The 25,894-nt window shown below is 73.1% G+C and carries 1 protein-coding gene; it reads left to right on the plus strand.

Annotated features, from left to right (window positions below):
• Positions 1-12: 12 nt before the first annotated feature.
• Complete coding sequence (locus ACIBIW_RS07265; RefSeq protein WP_399332839.1) at positions 13-25,824, plus strand: SDR family NAD(P)-dependent oxidoreductase; 25,812 nt, start codon at positions 13-15, stop codon at positions 25,822-25,824.
• Positions 25,825-25,894: the final 70 nt, after the last annotated feature.

Consider the following 25,894-nt stretch of genomic DNA (forward strand, 5'->3'; position numbering starts at 1 on the left):
CCCGGAGATCTGATGACCAGCGATAGCAACCGTTACGTCGAGGCGCTCAGGTCGTCGCTGAAGGAGATCGAGCGGCTCCGCCAGCTCAACCAGCAACTGGTCGACGGAGCCGCCGAGCCGATCGCCATCGTCGGCATCGGCTGCCGCTACCCCGGGGGCGTCGCCTCCCCCGAGGACCTGTGGAACCTGGTCGCGGACGGCCGGGACGCGGTGACCGCGTTCCCGGCCGACCGCGGCTGGGACCTGGAAGCGCTCGGCGGCGGCGGCGCGGGCAGCAGCCGCACCGCCGTCGGCGCGTTCGTCGAGAACGCCGCCGACTTCGACCCCGAGTTCTTCGGCATCCTGCCGCGCGAGGCCGTCGCGATGGACCCCCAGCAGCGGCTGCTCCTCGAAGTCGGCTGGGAGGCCCTGGAGCGCGCCGGTATCGACCCTGAGACCCTGGGCGGCAGCAAGACCGGCGTCTTCACCGGCACCACGGGCCAGGACTACATGACCCTGGTCATGGGCGCCGCCGACGACATCGGCGTCTACCGCAGCACCGGCTTCGCCGCCGGAGTGCTCTCCGGCCGCCTCGCCTACACCCTGGGCCTCGAAGGGCCCGCCGTCACCGTGGACACCGGCTGCTCCTCGTCCCTGGTCGCCCTGCACCTGGCCGTGCAGGCGCTGCGCGGCGGCGAGTGCTCCCTCGCACTGGCCGCCGGCGCCACCGTCATGAACACCCCGTCCCCGTTCGTCTCCTTCACCGCCCAGGGCGACGGCCTCGCGGGCGACGGCCGCTGCCACTCGTACGCCGAGTCCGCCGACGGCACCGGCTGGGGCGAGGGCGCCGCGGTGCTCGTCCTGGAACGCCTCTCCGACGCCCAGCGCAACGGCCACACCGTGCACGCGGTGGTACGCGGCTCCGCCCTCAACCAGGACGGCGCCTCCAACGGCCTGACCGCCCCCAACGGGCCATCCCAGCAGCGCGTCATCCGCGCCGCCCTCGACAACGCCAGGCTCGGCCTCGACCAGATCGACGTCGTCGAGGGCCACGGCACCGGCACCACCCTCGGTGACCCCATCGAGGCCCAGGCCCTGCTGGCCACCTACGGACAGGAACGCCCACACGGCAGACCCCTGCTCCTCGGCTCCATCAAGTCGAACATCGGCCACACCCAGGCCGCCGCGGGCGTCGCGGGCATCATCAAGATGGTCATGGCCATGCGCCACGGCACCGTCCCCAAGTCCCTCCACATCGACGCGCCCTCCACCCACGTCGACTGGTCGGCGGGCCACGTCCAGCTCCTCACCGAGGCCGTCCCGTGGCCCACCACCGGCGCCCCCCGCCGCGCCGGTGTCTCCGCCTTCGGCATCAGCGGCACCAACGCCCACGTCGTCGTCGAGGAACCCCCGGCCCCGGCCGCCCCCGACCCGGCCACACCCACCGGCACGCCCGCCGCCCCCGTCCCCTGGCTGCTCTCCGCCAAGTCCCCCGCCGCCCTCGACGCCCAACTCGACCGGCTGCGGACCGCCACCACCGGCCTCTCCCCGGCCGACGTGGGCCGGTCTCTCCTGGAACGCACCACCTTCCCCCACCGCGCCCTCCTCGTCCCCACCCCCGACGGCACCCTCACCGAGGCCGCCAGGGGCCAGGCGGCCCCAGGACAACGTTCACTGGGCGTGGTCTTCTCGGGCCAGGGGTCGCAACGGGTGGGGATGGGGCGTGAGTTGTATGCCCGGTTCCCGGTGTTCGCGGGGGCTTTCGATGAGGTGCTTGGGCATTTCGACGGGTTGCGGGATGTGGTGTGGGGTGTGGATGCGGAGGAGTTGAATCGGACGGGGTGGGCGCAGCCTGCGTTGTTTGCGGTTGAGGTGGGGTTGTTCCGGCTTGCGGAGTCGGTGGGTGTGAAGCCGTCGTTTGTGGGTGGTCATTCGATTGGTGAGGTGGCTGCGGCGCATGTGGCGGGGGTGTTGTCGCTGGCGGATGCGTGTGTGCTGGTGTCGGCGCGTGCGCGGTTGATGGAGGCGTTGCCTGCGGGTGGTGCGATGGTGGCGGTGCAGGCGACGGAGGATGAGGTCACGCCGCTACTCGCGGACGGTGTGTCGATTGCTGCGGTGAATGGTTCTACGTCCGTGGTGGTGGCGGGTGTTGAGGCTGCGGTGGAGGCGGTGGTTGCTGGATTGCCGCCGGGGCGGAAGTCGTCGCGGTTGCGGGTGTCGCATGCGTTCCATTCGCCGCTGATGGACCCGATGCTCGACGAATTCCGGGCGGCTATCGCAGGGTTGGAGTTCCGTGAGCCCGAGATTCCCGTCGTGTCGAATGTGACGGGTGCTGTTGCCGGGCCGGGTCTTGTGACGGACCCCGGCTACTGGGTGCGGCATGTTCGCGAAGCCGTACGTTTCGCGAATGGTCTGACGGCCATGCGGGAGGCGGGAGTTGACGCGCTCCTTGAACTCGGGCCTGACGGTGTGCTGACGGCGATGGCTTCGGCCGCGTTGGATGACGTCACCGCTGTTGCCGCCCTGCGCAAGGACCGGGACGAGCCGACCGCCTGGCTGACCGCCCTCGGGGGTCTGCATGTGGTGGGGGTGCCGGTCGACTGGCGGGTGCTGTTCGCCGGCTCGGGGGCGCGGCGGGTGGAGCTGCCCACGTATCCGTTCCAGCACGCGCGTTACTGGCCGACGGCGGCCAGGCGTGCCGGGGACGCCTCGGGGCTCGGGCTGCACGCCGTCGAGCATCCGCTGCTGGGCGCGGCGGTGGCGCTCGCGGGCGACGACGGCCTGGTGTTCACCTCGCGGCTCTCGCTCGCCACCCACCCCTGGCTCGCCGGTCACCGGGTCCTCGACCAGGTGCTGTTCCCCGGCACCGGCTTCGTGGAGCTGGCGATCCGCGCCGCCGACGAGGTCGGCGGCGGGCGGGTGGAAGAACTGACGCTCGCGGCGCCGCTCGTGCTGCCCGAGTCCGGCGCCGTACAGCTTCAGATCAGGGTCGGCGAGCCGGAGGACGACGGGCGCCGCGGCATCGGTGTGTTCTCGCGCGCGGACGGCCCGCAGGACGGGCCGTGGCTCCAGCACGCGTCGGGATTCGTCGCCGCAGGCTCCCGCGCCGACACGGCCGGGCCCGCGGAATCGGCGCTCGGGGACGGCGCGTGGCCGCCGCCCGGGGCCGAACAGGTCGACGTGAGCGGCATGTACGAGGAGCTGGCGCGGGCCGGCTGGGAGTACGGGCCCGACTTCCAGGGGCTGCGCGCGGTGTGGCGGCGCGGCGACGAGGTGTTCGCGGAGGCCGCGCTGCCCGAGGCCGCACATGGCACCGCCGCCGCGTTCGGTCTGCATCCCGCGCTGCTCGACGCGGCTTTGCACGCGGTCGCGTTCGCCGACCTCGGCGTGATCAGCCGGGGCGGGCTGCCGTTCTCCTGGCTAGGTGTGACCCTGCACGCCTCCGGCGCGACCGCGCTGCGGGTCAGGCTCGCGCGCACCGCCGAGGACTCGGTGTCGGTGCTGGTCGCGGACGCGGACGGGGCGCCCGTCGCCTCCGCCGAGTCGCTTGTGGTCCGCGCCGTCTCCGCCGACCAGCTCGCCGACTCGGGCCGGATCGACCGCGACTCGCTCTTCGAACTGGGCTGGGACCCCGTCGAGCCGCCCGCCGCCGCCTCGGGGGCGGTGCTCGTCGGGGACGACCCGCTCGGCATCGAGGCCGAGTGCCGTGCGGCGGGCGCCGTCGTCGGCCGGGTGCCCGCTCTCGCGGCGCTGGTCGACGTGCCCCCGACGGTCCTCGTCGAGATCGCCGCGGCCGCCGACGATACCGCCGACGACCTCGACCACCTCGATGACCTGGCGGCCGCCGAGGTCGCCGCGGCCCATGCCGCCGCGGCGCGCGCGCTCGCGCTGGTGCGGGAGTGGGCGGCCGACGACCGGTTCGGCGGCTCCCGCCTTGTGTTCGTGACCCGCGGCGCCACCGCGGGCGAGCACGTCGCCGCCGCCACCGTATGGGGCCTGGTGCGCTCCGCCATGTCGGAGCACCCGGACCGCTTCGCCCTTGTCGACCTCGAAGAGGGCTACGTACCCGAGCAGTTGGGCCGCGCCCTGTCCTCCCAGGAGCCGCAGCTCCGGGTCGGCGCCACCGGTGTCAGGGCGGCCAGGCTCGCCCGCGCGCCGCTGCCCCGCGACCCCTTCGCGTGGGACCCGGACGGCACCGTACTGATCACCGGAGGCACCGGCGGCCTCGGCGCGATCGTGGCGCGGCACCTGGTGGCCGGGCGCGGAGCGCGCCGTCTGCTGCTGGTCAGCCGCCGCGGGCAGGACGCGCCCGGCGCCGCGGAACTCGCCGCGGAACTCGCCGGACTCGGCGCCGAGACGGAGATCGTGGCGTGCGACGTCACCAGCAGGAAGGAACTCGCCAGGCTGCTCGCCCGCCGCCCGGTCGCGGCGGTCGTCCACACCGCGGGCATCGTGGACGACGGCGTCGTCGAGTCCATGACCCCCGAGCGCCTTGCCGCCGTGCTGCGCCCGAAGGTGGACGCGGCCTGGAACCTGCACGAGCTGACCGCCGATCTCGACCTGTCCGCGTTCGTCCTCTTCTCCTCCTCCGCGGGCACCTTCGGCAGCCCGGGCCAGGCCAACTACTCGGCGGGCAACGCCTTCCTCGACGCGCTCGCCGCCCACCGCAGGGGCCTCGGCCTGCCGGCGGTATCGCTGGCCTGGGGCCCGTGGGACCAGGCGGCCGGTATGACGGGCGCGCTGGACGAGGCCACCGTGGCCCGGCTCGTGCGCTCCGGGATGCCGCCGCTCTCGGCGGAGCAGGGCGTGGCGCTCTTCGACGCGGGACTCGCCTCGGGCCCGGCCCAGTTGCTGCCCGTCCGGCTCGACCTGGCGCTGTTCAGGGCGGCGGGCGAGGTGCCGCCGCTGCTGCGCGGCCTGGTCAGGGCCACCAGCAGGCGCACCGCCGCCGCGCTGCCCGCTGCGGCAGGCGGCCTCGCCGCACGGCTCGCCGCGCTCCCCGGGGACGAGCGCCGCGCCGCCATCCTCGATCTCGTACGGGGCCGTATCGCCGCCGTGTCGGGGCACTCCGCCGACGGCATCGACCCCTCGGCCGCCTTCCAGGAACTCGGCTTCGACTCGCTGACCGCGGTGGAACTGCGCAACCGGCTCTCCGCCGAGACGGGCCTCAGGTTGCCTGCCACCCTGATCTTCGACTACCCGACCGCGGCCTCCCTGGCCACATATCTGCTCGGCGAACTCGTCGGCGACGTCGACGAGGCGCCCGCCGCCCCGGTGGTGTCGCCGCTCTCGCCGGACGACGACCCGGTGGTCGTCGTCGGCATGGCCTGCCAGTACCCCGGCGGTGTCACCACCCCCGAGGACCTGTGGCGCCTCGTCGACGAGGGCACCGACGCCATCACCGGATTCCCCACCAACCGCAACTGGGACCTCGCGGGCCTCTACGACCCCGACCCCGACGCGCCCGGCAGCACCCACGTCACACGCGGCGGCTTCCTGCACGACGCGGGCGAGTTCGACCCCGACTTCTTCGGCATGAGCCCCCGCGAGGCCGAGGCCACCGACTCCCAGCAGCGGCTGCTGCTCCAGACCACCTGGGAGGCGCTCGAACGCGCCGGGATCGCCCCCGAAACACTGCGCGGCAGCCGTACCGGCGTGTTCACCGGCATCATGTACTCCGACTACCTGAGCCTCCTCGACGAGGGCTACGAGGGCTACCTCGGCGGCAGTTCGCCCGCCGTGGCCTCGGGCCGGGTCTCGTACACCTTCGGCTTCGAGGGCCCCGCGATGACGGTGGACACCGCCTGCTCGTCCTCGCTGGTGGCGCTGCACCTCGCGGCGCAGGCGCTGCGCGCGGGGGAGTGCTCCCTCGCGCTCGCCGGGGGTGTGACCGTGATGGCGACGCCCGGCGCGTTCGTCGAGTTCTCCCGGCAGCGCGGCCTGTCGTCCGACGGCCGCTGCAAGGCGTTCGCGGAGTCCGCGGACGGCGTCGGCTGGTCGGAGGGTGTCGGCCTGCTCGTCCTCGAACGCCGCTCCGACGCGCTCGCCGCGGGCCACGAGATCCTGGCGGTGGTACGCGGCTCCGCGATCAACCAGGACGGCGCCTCCAACGGCATGACCGCCCCCAACGGCCCCTCCCAGCAGCGGCTGATCCGCCAGGCACTCGCGGGCGCCGGCCTGTCCACGTCCGACGTGGACGTGGTCGAGGGCCATGGCACCGGCACCACCCTCGGCGACCCCATCGAGGCACAGGCACTCCTCGCGACCTACGGCCAGGACCGGGAGGGCGAGCCGCTGCTGCTCGGCACCGTCAAGTCGAACCTCGGCCACACCCAGGCCGCGGCGGGCGTCGCGGGCCTGATCAAAATGATCATGGCGATGCGGCACGGCGTCGTACCGAAGACCCTGCACGCGGACGAGCCCTCGTCGCACGTGGACTGGTCGGCGGGCGCGGTGCGGCTGGCCGCCCAGGCCACCGAGTGGCCCGCGGTGGACAGGCCAAGGCGCGCCGCCGTGTCGTCCTTCGGCATCAGCGGCACCAACGCCCACGTCATCCTCGAACAGGCACCCACGGCCCCCGCCGCACCCCCCGCCGCGGCAGACGAGCCCGGGACCGGCGTCGTGCCCTGGGTGGTCTCCGCGAAGTCCGAGGCGGCACTGGAAGCACAGATACGGCGGATCACGGAGGCCGCGGCCGACCTGGCACCGTCCGCCGTGGGCCGCGCCCTGCTCGAACGCTCGCCCTTCCCCCACCGTGCGGTGCTGCTCGCCGCACCGGAAGGCACCACCGAGGCATCCCGCGGCCGGGCGCTCCCGGGGCGCGGTTCGCTGGGTGTGGTCTTCTCGGGTCAGGGGTCGCAACGGGTGGGGATGGGGCGTGAGTTGTATGCCTCGTATCCGGTGTTCGCTGCGGCTTTTGATGAGGTGCTTGGGCATTTTCATGGGTTGCGGGGTGTGGTGTGGGGTGATGATGCCGGGGAGTTGAATCGGACGGGGTGGGCGCAGCCTGCGTTGTTTGCGGTTGAGGTGGGGTTGTTCCGGCTTTTGGAGTCGGTGGGTGTGAAGCCGTCGTTTGTGGGTGGTCATTCGATTGGTGAGGTGGCTGCGGCGCATGTGGCGGGGGTGTTGTCGCTGGCGGATGCGTGTGTGCTCGTATCGGCGCGTGCGCGGTTGATGGAGGCGTTGCCTTCGGGTGGTGCGATGGTCGCCGTGCAGGCGACGGAGGATGAGGTCACGCCGCTACTCGCGGACGGTGTGTCGATTGCTGCGGTGAATGGTTCTACGTCCGTGGTGGTGGCGGGTGTTGAGGCTGCGGTGGAGGCGGTGGTTGCGGGGTTGCCGGGGCGGAAGTCGTCGCGGTTGCGGGTGTCGCATGCGTTCCATTCGCCGTTGATGGACCCGATGCTCGACGAATTCCGGGCGGCTATAGCCGACTTGGAGTTCCACGAGCCCGAGATTCCCGTCGTGTCGAATGTGACGGGAGCGGTCGCTGAGCCCGGTCTCCTGGTGGACCCCGGCTACTGGGTGCGGCATGTTCGCGAAGCCGTACGTTTCGCGGATGGTCTGACGGCCATGCGGGAGGCGGGAGTTGACGCGCTCCTTGAACTCGGGCCTGACGGTGTGCTGACGGCGATGGCTTCGGCCGCGCTGGATGAGGTCACCGCTGTTGCTGCCCTGCGCAAGGACCGGGACGAGCCGACCGCATGGCTCACCGCCCTCGCCACGCTGCACACCTCCGGTGTCTCTGTCGACTGGCGGGCGCTGTTCGCCGACACCGGAACACAGCGGGTTCCGCTGCCCACCTACGCCTTCGCGCGGGAGCGCTACTGGCCCGGGGTGCGTGCCAACACGGGGGACGCGGCCGGGCTCGGGCTGCGGGCCGTCGGCCATCCGCTGCTCGGCGCCGCGGTCGCGCTGGCCGGTGACGACGGCCTGGTCTTCACCTCGCGGCTGTCCCTCGCCACACAGCCCTGGCTGGCCGACCACCGGGTGCTCGACCGGGTGCTGTTCCCCGGCACCGGCTTCGTCGAGCTTGCCGTGCGCGCCGCTGACGAGGTCGGCTGCGGCCGCATCGCCGAACTGACGCTGGCCGCACCGCTCGTGGTGCCGGAGTCGGGCGCGGTGCAGCTCCAGCTCAGGGTCGGCATGCCCGACGACGCCGGAAGCCGCGCCGTCGGCGTGTTCTCACGGCTCGACGGCGCCGACGACGCACCCTGGACCCAGCACGCCTCCGGGCTGCTCGCCCCGGCCGGTGCCGAGCCCGTACCGGAGCCGGAGGCCACCGCCTGGCCGCCCACGGGCGCGGAGCCGGTCGAACTGTCCGGCTGGTACGACGGCCTTGCCGCCCACGGCTTCGAGTACGGACCGGTGTTCCAGGGGCTCAAGGGCGCCTGGCGGCACGGCGACGAGGTCTTCGCGGAGGTCGCCCTGCCGGACCAGGGCGCCGACCCGGGCGGCTACGGGCTGCATCCGGCGCTGCTCGACGCCTCCCTGCACGCCATCGGTGCGGCGGGCATGGACATGCCGGTGGGCGGGGTTCCGTTCTCCTGGCAGGGCATGTCGCTGTACGCGTCCGGTGCCGGTGCGCTGCGGGTGCGGCTCGCACCGGCCGGCGAGGACGCGGTGTCGATCGTCGTCAGCGACACCGGAGGCGGCGTGGTCGCCACGGTGGACTCCCTTGCCGTACGGGCGATTTCGGCCGACCAGCTCAACGAGACCGACGGGCTGCTCAGGGACGCCCTGTTCGGGGTGGAGTGGGTGCCGGTGGAGGCGCCGGAGGCGGCTGTGGTTGCGCCGGTGGTTGTGGGTTCGGATGTGTTCGGGCTCGGGTTCGCCGAGGTGTCTGGTCTGGACGGGTTGGCTGAGGTGCCGCCGGTTGTGGTGGTGCCGGTTGCCGCGTCCGGTGGTGTGGTGGCGGATGCGCATGGGCTTGCGGCTTCCGCGCTCGGCCTCGTACAGGAGTGGGTGTCCGAGGAGCGTTTCGCGGGTGGGCGTCTGGTCTTTGTGAGCCGGGGCGGGGATGTTGCTGCTGGTGCGGTGTGGGGTTTGGTGCGGTCGGCGATGTCGGAGCATCCGGGCCGGTTCGGGCTTGTCGAGTTGGGTGAGGGGTGGACGCCGGAGGCCGTATCGCGTGCTTTGGCGTGTGATGAGCCGCAGTTGGTGGTGTCGGGTGGGGGTGTGACGGCTGCGCGGCTGGCGCGTGTCACCGCCCCCGACGCGGAGCCTGTCGGTGCTCCCGAGTGGGATGTTGACGGTACGGTGCTGGTCACCGGCGGTACCGGTGGCTTGGGCGCGCTGGTGGCGCGGCATCTGGTGGTGGAGCACGGTGTGCGGAGTCTGCTGCTGGTCAGCCGCCGCGGTCCCAACGCGCCGGGCGCCGCCGCACTGGTGGAGGAGCTTTCCGGACTCGGCGCCACCGCCGAGGTGATGGCGTGTGACGTCACCGACCGGGACGCCTTGTCGGGTCTCTTGGAGGCGTACGCCGTGTCCGCCGTGGTGCACACGGCGGGTGTGCTGGACGACGGTGTGATCGGTTCGCTCGACGCGGCCCGTCTTGATGCCGTGATGGCGCCGAAGGTGGATGCGGCGTGGCTGCTGCATGAACTGACCGCCGAGCGTCGAGGGTTGTCGGCGTTCGTGCTGTTCTCGTCTGCCGCCGGGGTGTTCGGTGGTGCGGGGCAGGCGAACTATGCGGCCGGTAATGCGTTCCTTGACGCGCTGGCGGCGCACCGGCGTGAACTCGGGCTTCCCGGCGTCTCGTTGGCGTGGGGCCCCTGGGACCGGGCCGCCGGGATGATGGGCGGGCTCTCGGACGACGACGTGGCCAGGCTGGCGCGTGCCGGGATGCCGCCGCTGGAGCCCGAGTTGGGGCTCGCGCTGTTCGACGCGGCGCTTGCCGCCGATGTGGCGGCGGCGGTTCCGGTGCGGCTGGATCTTGCGGCGCTGCGTGGTGCCGGGGCCGTACCTCCACTGCTTCGCGGGCTCGTCAGGGCGCCGAGGAGGCGTGCGGTGACCGCCGCCTCCAGCGGGCTCGTGGCGGATCTCGCCGGGCTCGACGGCGCACGGCGGCGGGCCGCGCTGCTCGACATCGTGTGCACCGAGGTCGCCGGGGTGCTGGGGCACACCGGCAAGGACCGTGTCGACCCCGCGCGCTCCTTCCGCGAGCTGGGCTTCGACTCGCTCACCGCGGTCGAGCTGCGCAACCGCCTCGGCGCGGCGACCGGCCTTCGGCTGTCCGCCACGCTCGTCTTCGACTACCCGACCGCCGAGGCCCTTGCGCTGCACCTGCGCGACGAACTCTTCGGCGCGGCAGCCGACATGGCCGTGCCCGTTGCGGTGCTGCCGCCGGTCACCGACGACCCGGTGGTCGTGGTGGGGATGGCCTGCCAGTACCCGGGCGGTGTCACGTCCCCCGACGACCTGTGGCGGCTGGTCAGCGAGGGCGCCGACGCCGTCGGCGACTTCCCCGTCAACCGGGGCTGGGACCTGGCGGGGCTCTTCGACCCCGACCCCGACCACGCGGGCACCTCGTACACGCGGGCGGGCGGATTCCTGCACGACGTGGGCGAGTTCGACCCGGCGTTCTTCGGGATGAGCCCCCGCGAGGCGGTCGGCACCGACGCCCAGCAGCGGCTGCTGCTGCGGACGACATGGGAGGCGCTCGAACGGGCCGGGATCGACCCGGGGGCGCTGCGCGGCAGCCGTACCGGCGTGTTCGCGGGCGTCATGTACTCCGACTACGGCTCGTTGCTCACCGGCGGCGAGCACGAGGGCTACCAGGGGCAGAGCAGCGCGGGCAGCGTCGCCTCCGGACGGGTGTCGTACACCTTCGGCTTCGAGGGGCCCGCGGTGACCATCGACACGGCCTGCTCGTCGTCGCTGGTCGCGATGCACCTGGCGGCGCAGGCGCTGCGGTCGGGCGAGTGCTCGCTCGCGCTGGCCGGCGGTGTCACCGTGATGGCGACGCCCGGCGCCTTCGTGGAGTTCTCCCGGCAGCGCGGCCTCGCGGCCGACGGGCGCTGCAAGGCGTTCGCAGAGTCCGCGGACGGTGTCGGCTGGTCGGAGGGCGTCGGGCTGCTGGTGCTCGAACGCCGCTCCGACGCGGTCGCGAACGGCCACCAGATCCTCGCCGTGCTCCGCGGCTCCGCCGTCAACCAGGACGGCGCGTCCAACGGGCTCACCGCGCCCAACGGCCCCTCGCAGCAGCGGGTGATCAGGCAGGCGCTCGCGGGCGCCGGGCTGCGCCCCCGCGACGTGGACGCGGTCGACGGGCACGGCACGGGCACCACCCTGGGCGACCCCATCGAGGCGCAGGCGCTGCTCGCCACATACGGGCAGGACCGGGACGGCGCCCCGCTGCTGCTGGGCACCGTCAAGTCGAACATCGGGCACACCCAGGCCGCCGCCGGAGTCGCGGGCGTCATCAAGATGATCGAGGCCATGCGGCACGGCGTCGTACCGGGCACACTGCACGTGGACGCGCCGTCGTCGCACGTGGACTGGGCGGCGGGCGCCGTCGAGCTTGTCACGGGCAACACCGGGTGGCCCGCGGTGGAACGCCCGCGGCGTGCCGCGGTGTCGTCGTTCGGGATCAGCGGCACCAACGCGCACGTCATCCTGGAGCAGGGCCCCGCCGTCGCGCCCGCGCCCGTCGGGGAGCCGGAGTCGGTGCCGGATACCGCGCCCTCGGTGGTGCCGTGGGTGGTGTCGGCGAAGTCGGCGGACGCCCTCAACCGCCAGGTGGACCGGCTGCGGGAGGCCGCCGCGGGGCTCTCGCCCCTCGACGTCGGCTGGTCGCTGCTCGCACGCGCACGCTTCCCGCACCGCGCCGTCCTGCTCGGCGACGGCGAACGCGCCCCCGAGGTCGCCCGCGGCGCCGTGGACGACACGGCCGCCGGGGGCCTGCTCGCCATGATGTTCTCCGGGCAGAGTTCCCAGCAGCTCGGCATGGGCCGCGAGCTGTACCGGCGCTTCCCCGTGTACGCGCGCGCACTCGACGCCGTCCTCGCCGAACTCGACGGGCTGCTGCCCGCGCCGCTGCGCGACGTGATGTGGGGCGAGGACGCCGAGGCGCTGTCCCAGACCGGCTACACCCAGCCCGCGCTGTTCGCCACCCAGGTCGCCCTGTACCGGCTCGTCGAGTCGTTCGGGGTAACCCCCGACCTCATCATCGGCCACTCCATCGGCCAGATCGCCGCCGCGCACGCCGCCGACGCGCTGACCCTGCCGGACGCGGCCGCGCTCGTCGCGGCCCGCGCCAACCTGATGCAGGCGCTGCCCTCCGGCGGCGCCATGGTCGCCCTTGAGACCGGTGCGGACGAAGTCGCGGAGGTGCTGGACGAACACGGTGCGCACGACGAGGTGTCGGTCGCCGTCGTCAACGGGCCGCGGTCCGTCGTCATCGCGGGACACGAGGAACCCGTGCTGCGCATCGCGGACCTCTTCAAGGAGCGCGGCCACCGCACCGCCAGGCTCCGCGTGTCGCACGCGTTCCACTCCCCGCTGATGGACCCGATGCTCGACGAGTTCCGCGACCTCGTCGCGGGCCTTTCGTTCGCCGCGCCCCGCGTCCCGCTGGTGTCCAACGTCACCGGGCGCGTCGCCACCGCCGAGGAGATCGCCTCGCCCGACTACTGGGTGGGGCATGTGCGCCGGGCCGTCCTCTTCTCGGACGGCGTCGCGGAACTGCGCCGCCACGGCGTCGGGACCCTGGTCGAGATCGGCCCGGACGGCACCCTCTCCTCCCTCGTCAACACCCTGCTCGGCGAGGACTCCGACGACCCCACCACCGCGCTCATCGTGCCCCTGCTGCGCAAGGACCGCACCGAGGAGGCCGCGCTCGTGACCGCGCTCGGGCGGCTGTACGCGGGCGGCACCGACGTCGACTGGCGGCGGATCTTCACCGGGACCGCGCCGCGCCGTGTCGAACTGCCCACCTACGCCTTCGAACCCGAGTGGCTGTGGCCCACCGCAGCCGTCGGCAGGGTCGGCGACGTACGCTCCGCAGGACTCACCGCGGCAGGGCACCCGCTGCTCGGCGCCGCCGTCGAACTCGCGGGCGGCGAGGGCCTGTTGTTCACCTCCCGGCTGTCCCTGCGCACCCACCCCTGGCTCGCGGACCACAAGGTGCGCGACCGCGTCGTCGTCCCCGGCACCGCGCTCCTCGAACTCGCCGTGCGCGCGGGCGACGAGACCGGCTGCGGCCGGGTCGACGAACTCACCCTGGCCGCACCGCTGGTGCTGCCCGCCTCGGGCGCCGTCCACGTCCAGGTGCGGGTCGGCGCCCCCGACGAGGCGGGCGGCAGGACCGTCGCCGTCCACAGCAGGCCGGAGGACGCCGAGGACCTGCCGTGGCGGGTCAACGCCTCGGGGCGCCTCGCGGTCGCGGCCCCGGGCGAGCTGCCCGGCGGCTTCGACACCGCCGTCTGGCCCCCCGAGGGCGCCGTCCGCGCGGGCCTCGACGGGTTCTACGACCGCAGGGCCGCCGCCGGTTTCTGGTACGGCCCGGTGTTCGCGGGCCTGCGCGGCCTGTGGCAGCGCGGCGACGAGGTGTTCGCCGAGGTGGCGCTGCCCGACGAGGTCACCGACGCCGCCGACTACGGCATCCACCCCGCGCTCCTCGATGCCTGCCTGCACGCCGCCGTCCTCGTCGGCTCGGGCGGCGGCGAGGCCGCCGTGCCGTTCTCGTGGGAGGGCGTGACCCTGCACGCCTCGGGCGCCGGCAGCGTACGGGTGCGGCTCACCCCCACGGGCGACGGCGTCGGTGTGGAGGCCGTCGACATGACGGGCGCGCCCGTCGCCTCCGTCGCCACCCTGGTGACCAGGGCCGTGACCGCCGACCACGGCGACGACCAACGGCCGGGCCGCGACGCCCTGTTCAGCCTCGCCTGGACACCGGCCCCGGTGCCTGCCGCACCGGCCGCGCCCGTACTCGTGGGCCCCGACCCGTTCGGCCTCGCCGCCGCCGCACCCGGCGGCGCCACCGCCCACCCCGACCTGGCCTCCGTCGAGGGGCAGCCGCCCGTCGTCGTGGCGCAACTGCGAGCGGCGGGCGACGGCGGGGCGGCCGACGCCCACGCCCTCACCGCGACCGCGCTCACCATGGCCCGCGAGTGGCTGGCCGCAGAGCGCTTCGCCGACAGCCGCCTGGTGTTCGTCACCCGCGGCGCCACCACAGGCGACGACCTCGCCGCCGCAGCCGTATGGGGCCTCGTGCGCTCCGCTTCGTCGGAACAGCCCGGCAGGTTCCAACTCATCGACCTCGCCGAGGACTTCTCCCCGGAACTCCTCGGCAGGGCGCTGGCCTCCGAGGAGCCGCAACTCGCCGTCGACGACCGCGCACTCCTCGCGGGACGTCTCCTGCGCGCCCCGCGCGGCGACGACGCCCCCGCCCCCTGGGGAGGCGACGGCACCGTACTGATCACCGGGGGCACCGGCGGACTCGGCGCCCTCGTCGCCCGCCACCTCGTCACAGAACACGGCGTCCACAGCCTGCTGCTGGTCAGCCGCCGCGGCCAGGAGGCGCCGGGCGCCGCCGAACTCGCCGCCGAACTCACCGCACTTGGCGCCGACACGGAGACCGCGGCCTGCGACGTCGCCGACCGCGCCGCGCTCGCCGCGCTCCTCGACACCCACCCGCGGATCACGGCCGTCGTCCACACGGCGGGCGTACTCGACGACGGTGTCCTGCCGTCGCTCACCCCCGAGCGGCTGTCCGCCGTGCTCCGCCCGAAGGCGGACGCCGCCTGGAACCTGCACGAACTCACCGCCGACCGCGACCTGTCCGCGTTCGTCCTCTTCTCCTCGGCCGCGGGCACCTTCGGCGGCGCCGGCCAGGCCAACTACGCCGCGGGCAACGCCTTCCTGGACGCGCTCGCCGCCCACCGCAGGGGCCTCGGCCTGCCCGCGGTGTCCCTCGCCTGGGGCCCCTGGGACCAGTCCGCGGGCATGACGGGCGCCCTGGACGAGGCCACCGTGGCCCGGCTCGTGCGCTCCGGGATGCCACCGCTGTCGGCGGACGAGGGCGTGGCCCTGTTCGACACCGCGCTGGCCACGGGCGCCCCGCGCCTGGTGCCGGCACGCGTCGACCTGGCCGCGCTGCGCGCGCACGGCGAGGTGCCGCCGCTGCTGCGCGGCCTGGTCAAGCCGCGGGTACGCCGCTCCGCGGTCGCCAGGTCCAGCACCGCGGCGGGACTCGCGGGACGCCTCTCGCAGCTCCCCGCCGACGAGCGCCGCGGCCGGCTCCTCGACACCGTCACCGCACAGGCCGCCGCCGTGCTCGGCCACGCCGAAGGCGCCGCGGTCGACGGCTCGCGCGCCTTCCGCGAACTCGGCTTCGACTCCCTCACCGCCGTCGAACTGCGCAACCGGCTCAACTCGATCACCGGGCTCAGGCTGCCGTCCACGGTGGTCTTCGACTACCCCAGCGCGGACGTCCTCGTCGACCACCTCCTCGACGAACTCTTCGGCACGGACGAGGACACCGCGGCGGGCACACCCGCGCGGACGCCCGCGCACACCACGGACGACCCGATCGTCGTCGTCGGCATGGCCTGCCGCTTCCCCGGCGGCGTCGAGACCCCCGAGGACCTGTGGGGACTCGTACTCGACGGCACCGACGCCATCACCCCGCTGCCCGACAACCGCAACTGGGACCTGGAGTCCCTGTACAACCCCGACCCCGACAACCCGGGCACCTCGTACACCAGCGCGGGCGGCTTCCTGCACGACGTCGGCAAGTTCGACCCCGGCTTCTTCGGCATGAGCCCCCGCGAGGCGCTGGCCACCGACCCCCAGCAGCGGCTGCTCCTCGAAAGCACCTGGGAGGCCCTGGAGCGGGCCGGCATCGACCCCCGCTCGCTGCGCGGCAGCCGCACCGGTGTGTACGCCGGGGTCATGTACAACGACTATGGGGTGCTGCTGCGCAGCAAGGAGTTCGCGGGCTTCCGCGGCAACGGCAGCTCGCCCAGCGTGGTGTCGGGCCGCGTCTCGTACACCTTCGGCTTCGAGGGCCCGACGATGACGGTGGACACCGCCTGCTCGTCGTCCCTCGTCGCCACCCACCTCGCCGCGGGCGCCCTCGGCCGCGGCGAGTGCTCGCTCGCGGTGGCGGGCGGTGTCACCGTGATGGCCACCCCCGGCGCCTTCGTGGACTTCTCCCGGCAGCGCGGCCTGGCCCCCGACGGCCGCTGCAAGGCGTTCGCCGAGGCCGCCGACGGTGTCGCCTGGTCCGAGGGCGTCGGCGTCCTCGTCCTCGAACGGCAGTCGGACGCCGTACGCAACGGACACCCGGTCCTCGCCGTGCTGCGCGGCTCCGCCGTCAACTCCGACGGCGCGAGCAACGGCCTCACCGCCCCCAACGGCCCCTCCCAGCGCCGTGTCATCCGCGCCGCCCTGGCCGACGCGGGCCTCGCCCCCGCCGACGTGGACGTCGTCGAGGGCCACGGCACCGGTACGACGCTCGGCGACCCCATCGAGGCCCAGGCCCTCCTCGGCACCTACGGCCAGGAACGGCCGCACCCGCTGCTCCTCGGCTCCGTCAAGTCCAACCTGGGCCACGCCCAGGCCGCGTCCGGAGTCGCGGGCCTGATCAAGATGATCATGGCGATGCGGCACGGTGTCGTACCGAAGACCCTGCATGTCGACGAGCCCTCGTCGCACGTGGACTGGTCGGCGGGCGCGGTGGCACTCGCCACCGCCAACACCGACTGGCCCGCGGCGGAGCGCCCGAGGCGCGCGGCGGTGTCGTCGTTCGGCCTCAGCGGCACCAACGCCCACATCATCCTGGAACAGGGCCCCACCACCCCGGCCGCCCCCGCCGCACCGGCGGAGCCTGCCACGGCCCCGGTGCCCTGGCTGGTCTCCGGAAGGACCCCCGAGGCCCTGGACGCTCAGATCCGCCGCCTGCGGGACACGGCGGGCGACCTGTCCCCGGTGGACGTCGGCTGGTCCCTCCTCGACCGCACGTCCTTCCCCCACCGTGCGGTGCTGCTGGCATCCGCGGACGGTGTGAAGGAGACGGCACGCGGCGAGGCCACGGGACGCCGCTCGGTCGGCGTCGTCTTCTCCGGTCAGGGGTCGCAACGGGTGGGGATGGGGCGTGAGTTGTATGCTTCGTATCCGGTGTTTGCGGCGGCTTTTGATGAGGTGCTTGGGCATTTTGATGGGTTGCGGGATGTGGTGTGGGGTGCGGATGCGGAGGAGTTGAATCGGACGGGGTGGGCGCAGCCTGCGTTGTTTGCGGTTGAGGTGGGGTTGTTCCGGCTTTTGGAGTCGGTGGGTGTGAAGCCGTCGTGTGTGGGTGGGCATTCGGTTGGTGAGGTGGCTGCGGCGTATGTGGCGGGGGTGTTGTCGCTTGCTGATGCGTGTGTGCTGGTGTCGGCGCGTGCGCGGTTGATGGAGGCGTTGCCTGCGGGTGGTGCGATGGTCGCCGTGCAGGCGACGGAGGATGAGGTCACGCCGCTACTCGCGGACGGTGTGTCGATTGCTGCGGTGAATGGTCCTGCGTCCGTGGTGGTGTCCGGTGCGACGGCTGCCGTGGATGCGGTGGTTGCTGGATTGCCGCCGGGGCGGAAGTCGTCGCGGCTTCGGGTGTCGCATGCGTTCCATTCGCCGTTGATGGACCCGATGCTCGACGAATTCCGGGCGGCTATCGCGGGGTTGGAGTTCCGCGAGCCCGAGATTCCCGTCGTGTCGAATGTGACGGGTGCCGTTGCCGGGCCTGGTCTTCTGGTGGACCCCTCCTATTGGGTGCGGCATGTTCGTGAAGCCGTACGTTTCGCGCATGGTCTGACGGCCATGCGGGAGGCGGGAGTTGACGCGCTTCTGGAACTCGGGCCTGACGGTGTGCTGACGGCGATGGCTTCGGCCGCGTTGGATGAGGTCACCGCTGTTGCCGCCCTGCGCAAGGACCGGGACGAGCCGACCGCATGGCTCACCGCCCTCGCCACGCTGCACACCTCCGGTGTCTCCGTCGACTGGCGGGCGCTGTTCGCCGGTTCGGGGGCGGGCCGGGTCGCGCTGCCCACCTACGCCTTCCAGCACGAGTGGCTGTGGCCCGCCACCCCCGCGCAACCGGGAGTCGCGGGGCTCGGGCTTGAGACCGGCGGGCATCCGCTGCTGGGTGCCGCGGTGCGGCTCGCGGAGTCCGACGGGCTGCTCTACACCTCCCGCTGGTCGGTGGCCACGCATCCGTGGCTGGCTGACCACGCCATCAACGGCCAGGTCATGGTGCCCGGCACGGCGCTGCTCGAACTGGCCGCGCACGTCGGCGACCAGGTCGGCTGCCAGCGCGTCGAGGAGCTGACGATGGCGGCGCCGCTGGTGCTCCCCGAACGCGGCGCGGTCCAGGTCCAGGTGCAGGTCGGGGCGCCCGACGAGGCCGGGCGGCGCGCGGTCGGTATCCACTCGCGCGATGCGCGCGCGACCGACGAACCTTGGTCGCTGCACGCCTCGGGGTTCCTTGAGTCGGCCGTGACGAAGGCCCCGGAGTTCGCGATGGCGGTCTGGCCGCCCGCGGACGCCCAGCCGCTCGCCGTCGAGGACTGCTATGAGCGGCTGGCCGGAATCGGCTTCGTATACGGGCCTGTGTTCCAGGGGCTGCGGGCCGCCTGGCGGCAGGGCGACGAACTCTTCGCCGAGATCGCGCTGCCCGAACAGGTCCTCGACGCCGGGAGCTACGGCCTGCATCCCGCGCTGCTCGATTCAGGACTGCACGCCACCCTGCTCGCCGCCCTGGAGGGCGCGACCGGTGACGGCGCCGCCGGGCTCCCGTTCTCGTGGCAGGGCGTCTCGCTCCAGCCGTCGGGCGCCACCGCGGCCCGGGTCCGCATCCGCCGTACCGGCGAGGGCAGTTACGCGATCGCCTTCGCGGACAGCGTGGGCGGGGTGCTTGCCTCGGTCGAGACACTGGTCGTACGCGCGGCCGGTGGCGGCGGGGTCGCGGCACGGACCCGTGACGCCCTGTTCGGGGTGGAGTGGGTGCCGGTGGAGGCGCCGGAGGCGGCCGGGGTTGCGCCTGTGGTGGTCGGTTCGGATGTGTTCGGGCTCGGGTTCGCCGAGGTGGCGGGCTTGGACGGGTTGGCTGAGGTGCCGCCGGTTGTGGTGGTGCCGGTTGCCGGGGCTGATGACGTGGTGGCAGATGCGCATGGGCTTGCGGCTTCCGCGCTCGGCCTCGTACAGGAGTGGGTGTCCGAGGAGCGTTTCGCGGGTGGGCGTCTGGTCTTCGTGAGCCGGGCCGGGGACGTTGCTGCTGGTGCGGTGTGGGGTTTGGTGCGGTCGGCGATGTCGGAGCATCCGGGCCGGTTCGGGCTCGTCGAACTCGGCGAAGGCTGGACGCCGGAGGCCGTATCGCGTGCTCTGGCGTGTGATGAGCCGCAGTTGGCGGTGTCGGGTGCGGGTGTGACGGCTGCGCGGCTGGCGCGTGTCAGCCCTGGCATCGAGCCAGTCGAGCCTGTCGAGTGGGACGCGAACGGTACGGTGCTGGTCACGGGCGGCACCGGTGGCTTGGGCGCGCTGGTGGCGCGGCATCTGGTGGCAGAGCACGGGGTGCGGCGTCTGCTGCTGGTGAGCCGCAGTGGTCTGGAGGCCCCCGGCGCGGGGGAGTTGGTGGAGTCGATCGCCGGACTCGGCGCGACCGCCACGGTGGTGGCGTGCGATGTCACGGACCGGGACGCCCTGTCCGGTCTCTTGGAGGCGTACGCCGTGTCCGCCGTGGTGCACACGGCGGGTGTGCTGGACGACGGTGTGATCGGTTCGCTCGACGCGGCCCGTCTTGACGCCGTGATGGCGCCGAAGGTGGATGCGGCGTGGCTGCTGCATGAACTGACCGCCGAGCGCGGGCAGTTGTCGGCGTTCGTGCTGTTCTCCTCGGTCGCCGGAGTGTTCGGTGGTGCGGGGCAGGCGAACTATGCGGCCGGTAATGCGTTCCTTGACGCGCTGGCCGCGCACCGCCGTGGCCTCGGGCTTCCCGGTGTCTCATTGGCGTGGGGCCCCTGGGATCAGGCTGCGGGGATGACGGGTGGGTTGTCGGGGGAGGAGGCGCGGCGGCTGGCGCGAGCCGGGATGCCGCCGCTGGCGCCCGAATTGGGGCTCACGCTGTTCGACGCGGCGCTCGCGGCGGATGTGGCGGCGGCGGTTCCGGTGCGGCTGGATCTGGCGGCGTTGCGTGGTGCCGGGGCCGTACCGCCGCTGCTGCGGGGGCTCATCAGGCCGTTGGCGCGGCGGACGGGCGCTATCGGGGCGGACAGTGCCGCCGCGCTCGTCGGGCGGCTCGAAGGGCTGGCGCGGGCCGAGCAGCATGCCGTACTGCTCGACCTGGTGCAGTCGGAGGCGGCCCGGGTACTCGGGCACGACAAGGCGAGCATCGAATCCGACAGGCAGTTCAGGGAGTTGGGCTTCGACTCCCTCACCGCCGTAGAGCTGCGCAACCGCCTCACCGCCGTCACCGGGCTCCAGCTCACGGCGACCCTGGTCTTCGACTACCCCACCGCCGATGGGCTCGCAGGACACCTCCTCACGGAACTGCTCGGCGGCGAGGCCGCAGGGGCCGTGGTGCCGGTGGCATCCATGCCGTCGTTGGACGACGATCCGGTGGTTGTGGTGGGGATGGGGTGTCAGTACCCGGGTGGGGTGGCGTCTCCTGAGGATTTGTGGCGGTTGGTGAGTGAGGGGACGGATGCGGTGTCGGGGTTCCCGACGAACCGTGGCTGGGATCTGGAGGGGCTGTTCGACCCCGATCCCGGCCGTGCGCGTACCTCGTATGCGCGCTCGGGCGGTTTCCTGCATGAGGCTGGGGAGTTTGACCCGGCGTTCTTCGGGATGAGTCCGCGTGAGGCGGTGGCGACGGATGCTCAGCAGCGGTTGTTGTTGCAGACGACGTGGGAGGCATTGGAGCGGGCGGGGATCGATCCTGCGTCGTTGCGTGGCAGTCGTACGGGTGTGTTCGCGGGGGTCATGTACTCCGACTACGCGGCATTGCTCGGCGGCGAGGAGTTCGCCGGGTTCCAGGGGAACGGCACCGCACCGAGCGTGGCGTCCGGCCGCGTGGCCTACACGTTCGGCTTTGAGGGTCCTGCGGTGACCGTGGACACGGCGTGCTCGTCGTCGCTGGTGGCGCTGCACTGGGCGGCGCAGGCACTGCGTTCCGGTGAGTGCTCGCTCGCACTGGCCGGCGGTGTCACCGTGATGGCCACCCCCGGGGCCTTCGTGGACTTCTCCAGCCAGCGCGGTCTCGCGGCCGATGGGCGGTGCAAGGCGTTCTCGGAGTCCGCGGACGGTGTGGGCTGGTCGGAGGGGGTGGGCCTGCTGGTCCTCGAAAGGCAGTCGGACGCCATCGCCAACGGCCACACCATCCTGGCCGTGGTCAGCGGCTCCGCCATCAACCAGGACGGCGCGTCCAACGGCCTCACCGCCCCCAACGGCCCCTCGCAGCAGCGCGTGATCAGGCAGGCGCTCGCCAGTGCCGGGCTCGGCACCTCGGACGTGGACGTCGTGGAGGCCCACGGCACGGGCACCACCCTGGGCGACCCGATCGAGGCCCAGGCCCTCATGGCGACCTACGGCCAGGACCGCGAGAACCCGCTGCTGCTCGGCACCGTCAAGTCGAACATCGGGCACACCCAGGCGGCGGCGGGTGTCGCGGGCCTGATCAAGATGATCGAGGCCATGCGGCACGGTGTCGTACCGAAGACCCTCCACGCGGACGAGCCTTCGTCGCACGTGGACTGGTCGGCGGGCGCGGTGGCACTCGCCACCGCCAACACGGAGTGGCCCGTGGTCGACCGCCCCAGGCGTGCGGCGGTGTCGTCGTTCGGTATCAGCGGTACGAACGCGCACGTCATCCTGGAGCAGGGTCCCGGGGCAGTACTCGAACCGGCCGAAGCGACGACCGCCCCAGAACCCGTCACCGACCCGGTGCCGTGGGTGCTGTCCGCGAAGTCCCCCGCCGCCCTCGACGAGCAGGCCGAGCGGCTGCGGAAGGCCGCAACCGGGCTCTCCCCGGTGGACGTGGGCTGGTCGCTGCTTGAGCGCTCCGGCTTCGCGCACCGCGCGGTGCTGCTGGCCTCGGCTGACGGCGCCGTGGAGGCGGCCAGGGGCCGGGCGGCCTCGGGGCGGCGTTCACTCGGCGTCGTCTTCTCCGGGCAGGGGGCGCAACGCCTCGGTATGGGGCGGGAGTTGTATGGGCGGTATCCGGTGTTCGCGGCGGCTTTCGACGAGGTGCTGGCGTACTTCGACGGGTTGCGGGATGTGGTGTGGGGTGCGGATGCGGAGGAGTTGAATCGGACGGGGTGGGCGCAGCCTGCGTTGTTCGCGGTTGAGGTGGGGTTGTTCCGGCTTGCGGAGTCGGTCGGGGTGAAGCCCTCACACGTCGGCGGGCATTCGATTGGTGAGGTGGTTGCGGCGCATGTGGCGGGGGTGTTGTCGCTGGCCGATGCGTGTGTGCTGGTGTCGGCGCGTGCGCGGTTGATGGAGGCGCTGCCCGAGGGCGGTGCGATGGCCGCCGTTCAGGCCGCGGAGGACGAGGTCACGCCGCTGCTCACCGACGGCGTCTCGATCGCGGCGGTCAACGGGCCCAACTCCGTGGTGCTGTCTGGCGAGACGGCGGCCGTGGACGCGGTGGTCGCGGCGCTGCCCGGCCGGAAGACGTCCCGTCTGCGGGTCTCGCACGCGTTCCACTCCCCGCTGATGGACCCGATGCTCGACGAGTTCCATGCGGCCATAGCCGAGTTGGACTTCCACGAGCCGGCCGTCCCCGTCGTGTCGAACGTGACCGGGGCCCTCGCCGAGCCGGGGCAGCTCACCGACCCCGGCTACTGGGTGCGGCACGTCCGCGAGGCCGTACGTTTCGCGGATGGCCTGACGGCCATGCGGGAAGCCGGAGTTGACGCCCTTCTCGAACTCGGTCCCGACGGTGTGCTGACCGCCATGGCGGGCGCGGTTCTCGAAGAGACCGCCGCCGTACCCGCCCTGCGCAAGGACAGGGACGAGCCCACCGCCTGGCTCACCGCCCTCGCCACACTCCACACCACCGGCGTCTTCGTCGACTGGCGTGCGCTGTTCGAGGGCGGCGGCGCCCGGCGGGTCGAACTGCCCACCTACGCCTTCCAGCGCGACGCCTACTGGCCGACCGCGACGGCGCTGACCGGGGACGCCTCCGGGCTCGGCCTTGAGGCGACACGGCATCCGCTGCTGGGCGCCGCCGTCGAGCTTGCGGGTGAGGACGGGCTCGTCTTCGCCTCCCGGCTCTCGCTGCGCACCCACCCTTGGCTTGCGGAGCACCGGATCATGGGCCGGGTACTGTTCCCCGGCACCGGCTTCGTGGAGCTGGCGATCCGCGCCGCCGACCAGGTCGGCTGCGGACAGGTGCGGGAACTGACGCTCGGGGCGCCGCTCGTGCTCCCCGAGACCGGCGCCGTACAGCTCCAGGTGCGGGTCGGGGCCCCGGACGAGGACGGCCGCCGTACCCTCGGCGTGCACTCCAGGGCGGCCGGTAACCGTGACGGCGCCTGGACGCAGCACGCCTCGGGCACCGTGAGCGCCGACCCCGCACCGGTGGCGGCGCAAACCGCACCGGGCGCGGTCTGGCCGCCGGCCGACACCGAGGCCGTCGACCTCGACGGGTTCTACGACGCAAGGGCGGAGGCCGGCTTCGCCTACGGGCCCGCGTTCGCTGGGCTGCGGGCGGTGTGGCGGGGCGCGGGCGAGGTCTTCGCCGACGTGGCGCTCCCCGAGGACGCCGCCGACGCGCGCGGCTTCCAGATGCACCCCGCGCTGCTCGACGCGTGCTTGCACGCCGCGATGCTGATCGGACCCGACCCGAGGGCGCCCGAACGGGACGAGGATGCCGCCACGTCGGTCCCGTTCTCCTGGACGGGCGTGTCGCTGCACGCCTCGGGCGCGGGCAGCGTCCGCGTCCGGCTGACCCGTACCTCCGGCGGTCTGCGCATCAGCGCGGCCGACGAGTCCGGCGCCCCCGTGATCTCCGTGGACACGCTCGCCCTGCGGCCCGTGGCCACCGACACCGGCACACCGGGCGGCATCGGCCGCGACACCCTGTTCGGGGTGGAGTGGGTGCCGGTGGAGGCGCCGGAGGCGGCTGGGGTTGCGCCGGTGGTTGTGGGTTCGGATGTGTTCGGGCTCGGGTTGGCTGAGGTGGCGGGCTTGGACGGGTTGGCTGAGGTGCCGCCGGTTGTGGTGGTGCCGGTTGCCGGGTCCGGTGGTGTGGTGGCGGATGCGCATGGGCTTGCGGCTTCTGCTCTCTCGGCCGTGCAGGCATGGGTGTCCGAGGACCGTTTCGCGGGTGGGCGCCTGGTCTTTGTGAGCCGGGGTGGGGATGTTGCTGCGGGTGCGGTGTGGGGTCTGGTGCGTTCTGCGATGTCGGAGCATCCCGGCCGGTTCGGGCTCGTCGAACTCGGCGAAGGGTGGACGCCGGAGGCCGTATCGCGTGCATTGGCGTGTGATGAGCCGCAGTTGGCGGTGACGGGTGCGGGTGTGACGGCTGCGCGGCTGGCGCGTGTCGCCACCTCCGAGGCGGAGCCCGTCGAGTGGGATGTTGACGGTACGGTGCTGGTCACCGGCGGTACCGGTGGCTTGGGCGCGCTGGTGGCGCGGCATCTGGTGGTGGAGCACGGTGTGCGGAGTCTGCTGCTGGTCAGCCGACGTGGTCTGGAGGCTCCCGGTGCCGGGGAGTTGGTGGAGTCGATTGCCGGACTGGGTGCGACTGCCACGGTGGTGGCGTGTGACGTCACGGACCGGGACGCCTTGTCGGGTCTCCTGGACGCGCACCCCGTGTCCGCCGTGGTGCACACGGCGGGTGTGCTGGACGACGGTGTCGTCGGCTCTCTCACGCGTGAGCGTCTTGATGCCGTGATGGCGCCGAAGGTGGATGCGGCGTGGCTGCTGCATGAACTGACCGCGGAGCGTGGAGGGTTGTCGGCGTTCGTGCTGTTCTCGTCTGCCGCCGGGGTGTTCGGTGGTGCGGGGCAGGCGAATTACGCGGCGGCCAACGCGTTCCTTGACGCGCTGGCGGCGCACCGGCGTGAACTCGGGCTTCCCGGTGTCTCATTGGCGTGGGGCCCCTGGGATCAGGCGGCGGGGATGACGGGTGGTCTGACCGAGGAGGAGGCGCGGCGGCTGGCGCGAGCCGGGATGCCGCCGCTGGCGCCCGAATTGGGGCTCGCGCTGTTCGACGCGGCGCTTGCCGCCGATGTGGCGGCGGCGGTTCCGGTGCGGCTGGATCTGGCGGCGTTGCGTGGTGCCGGGGCCGTACCTCCACTGCTGCGGGGGCTCATCAGGGTGTCGGCGCGGCGGGCCGCGGGTGCGGATGCCGCGGGGGCGCTGCGGGAGCGGCTTGCCGGGCTCGCCGGTGGGGAGCTGGGCGGTGTCCTGCTCGACGTGGTGCGCTCGGAGGCGGCCCGGGTGCTCGGGCACGCGGACAAGTCCGGCATCGGGGCCGACCAGCAGTTCCGTGAGCTGGGCTTCGACTCGCTGACCGCCGTGGAGCTGCGCAACAGGCTCGGCGCCGCGACCGGGCTCACCATGCCCGCCACCCTCGTCTTCGACTACCCGACGCCCGCCGACCTCGCCGACTGGCTGCGCACCGAGCTGGAACCCGAGGAGCTGACGCCCGAAGCCTCGCTCCTCGGGGCGCTCGACGAGCTGGAGAGGGCGTTCGGGGCCGCGGAGGTGGACGAGGCGGCGCACCGGCAGATCGCGGGGCGGCTCGAAGTCCTGCGGTCCAGGTGGGCCGCCGCACGGGGCGGCTCGGGCGCCGCGGAGCTGGACTTCGAAGACGTCTCGGACGACGACATGTTCGCCATGCTCGACGACGAACTCGGCCAGGGGTGAGCGCGCCGCGGGCAGTGCGCGCGAAGGACGCAGGAAAGGCCCGGGCGGTGGCCCGCCCGGGTGGCAGGAA

The organism is Streptomyces sp. NPDC050560, from assembly GCF_044457285.1.
Taxonomy (GTDB): Bacteria; Actinomycetota; Actinomycetes; order Streptomycetales; family Streptomycetaceae; genus Streptomyces.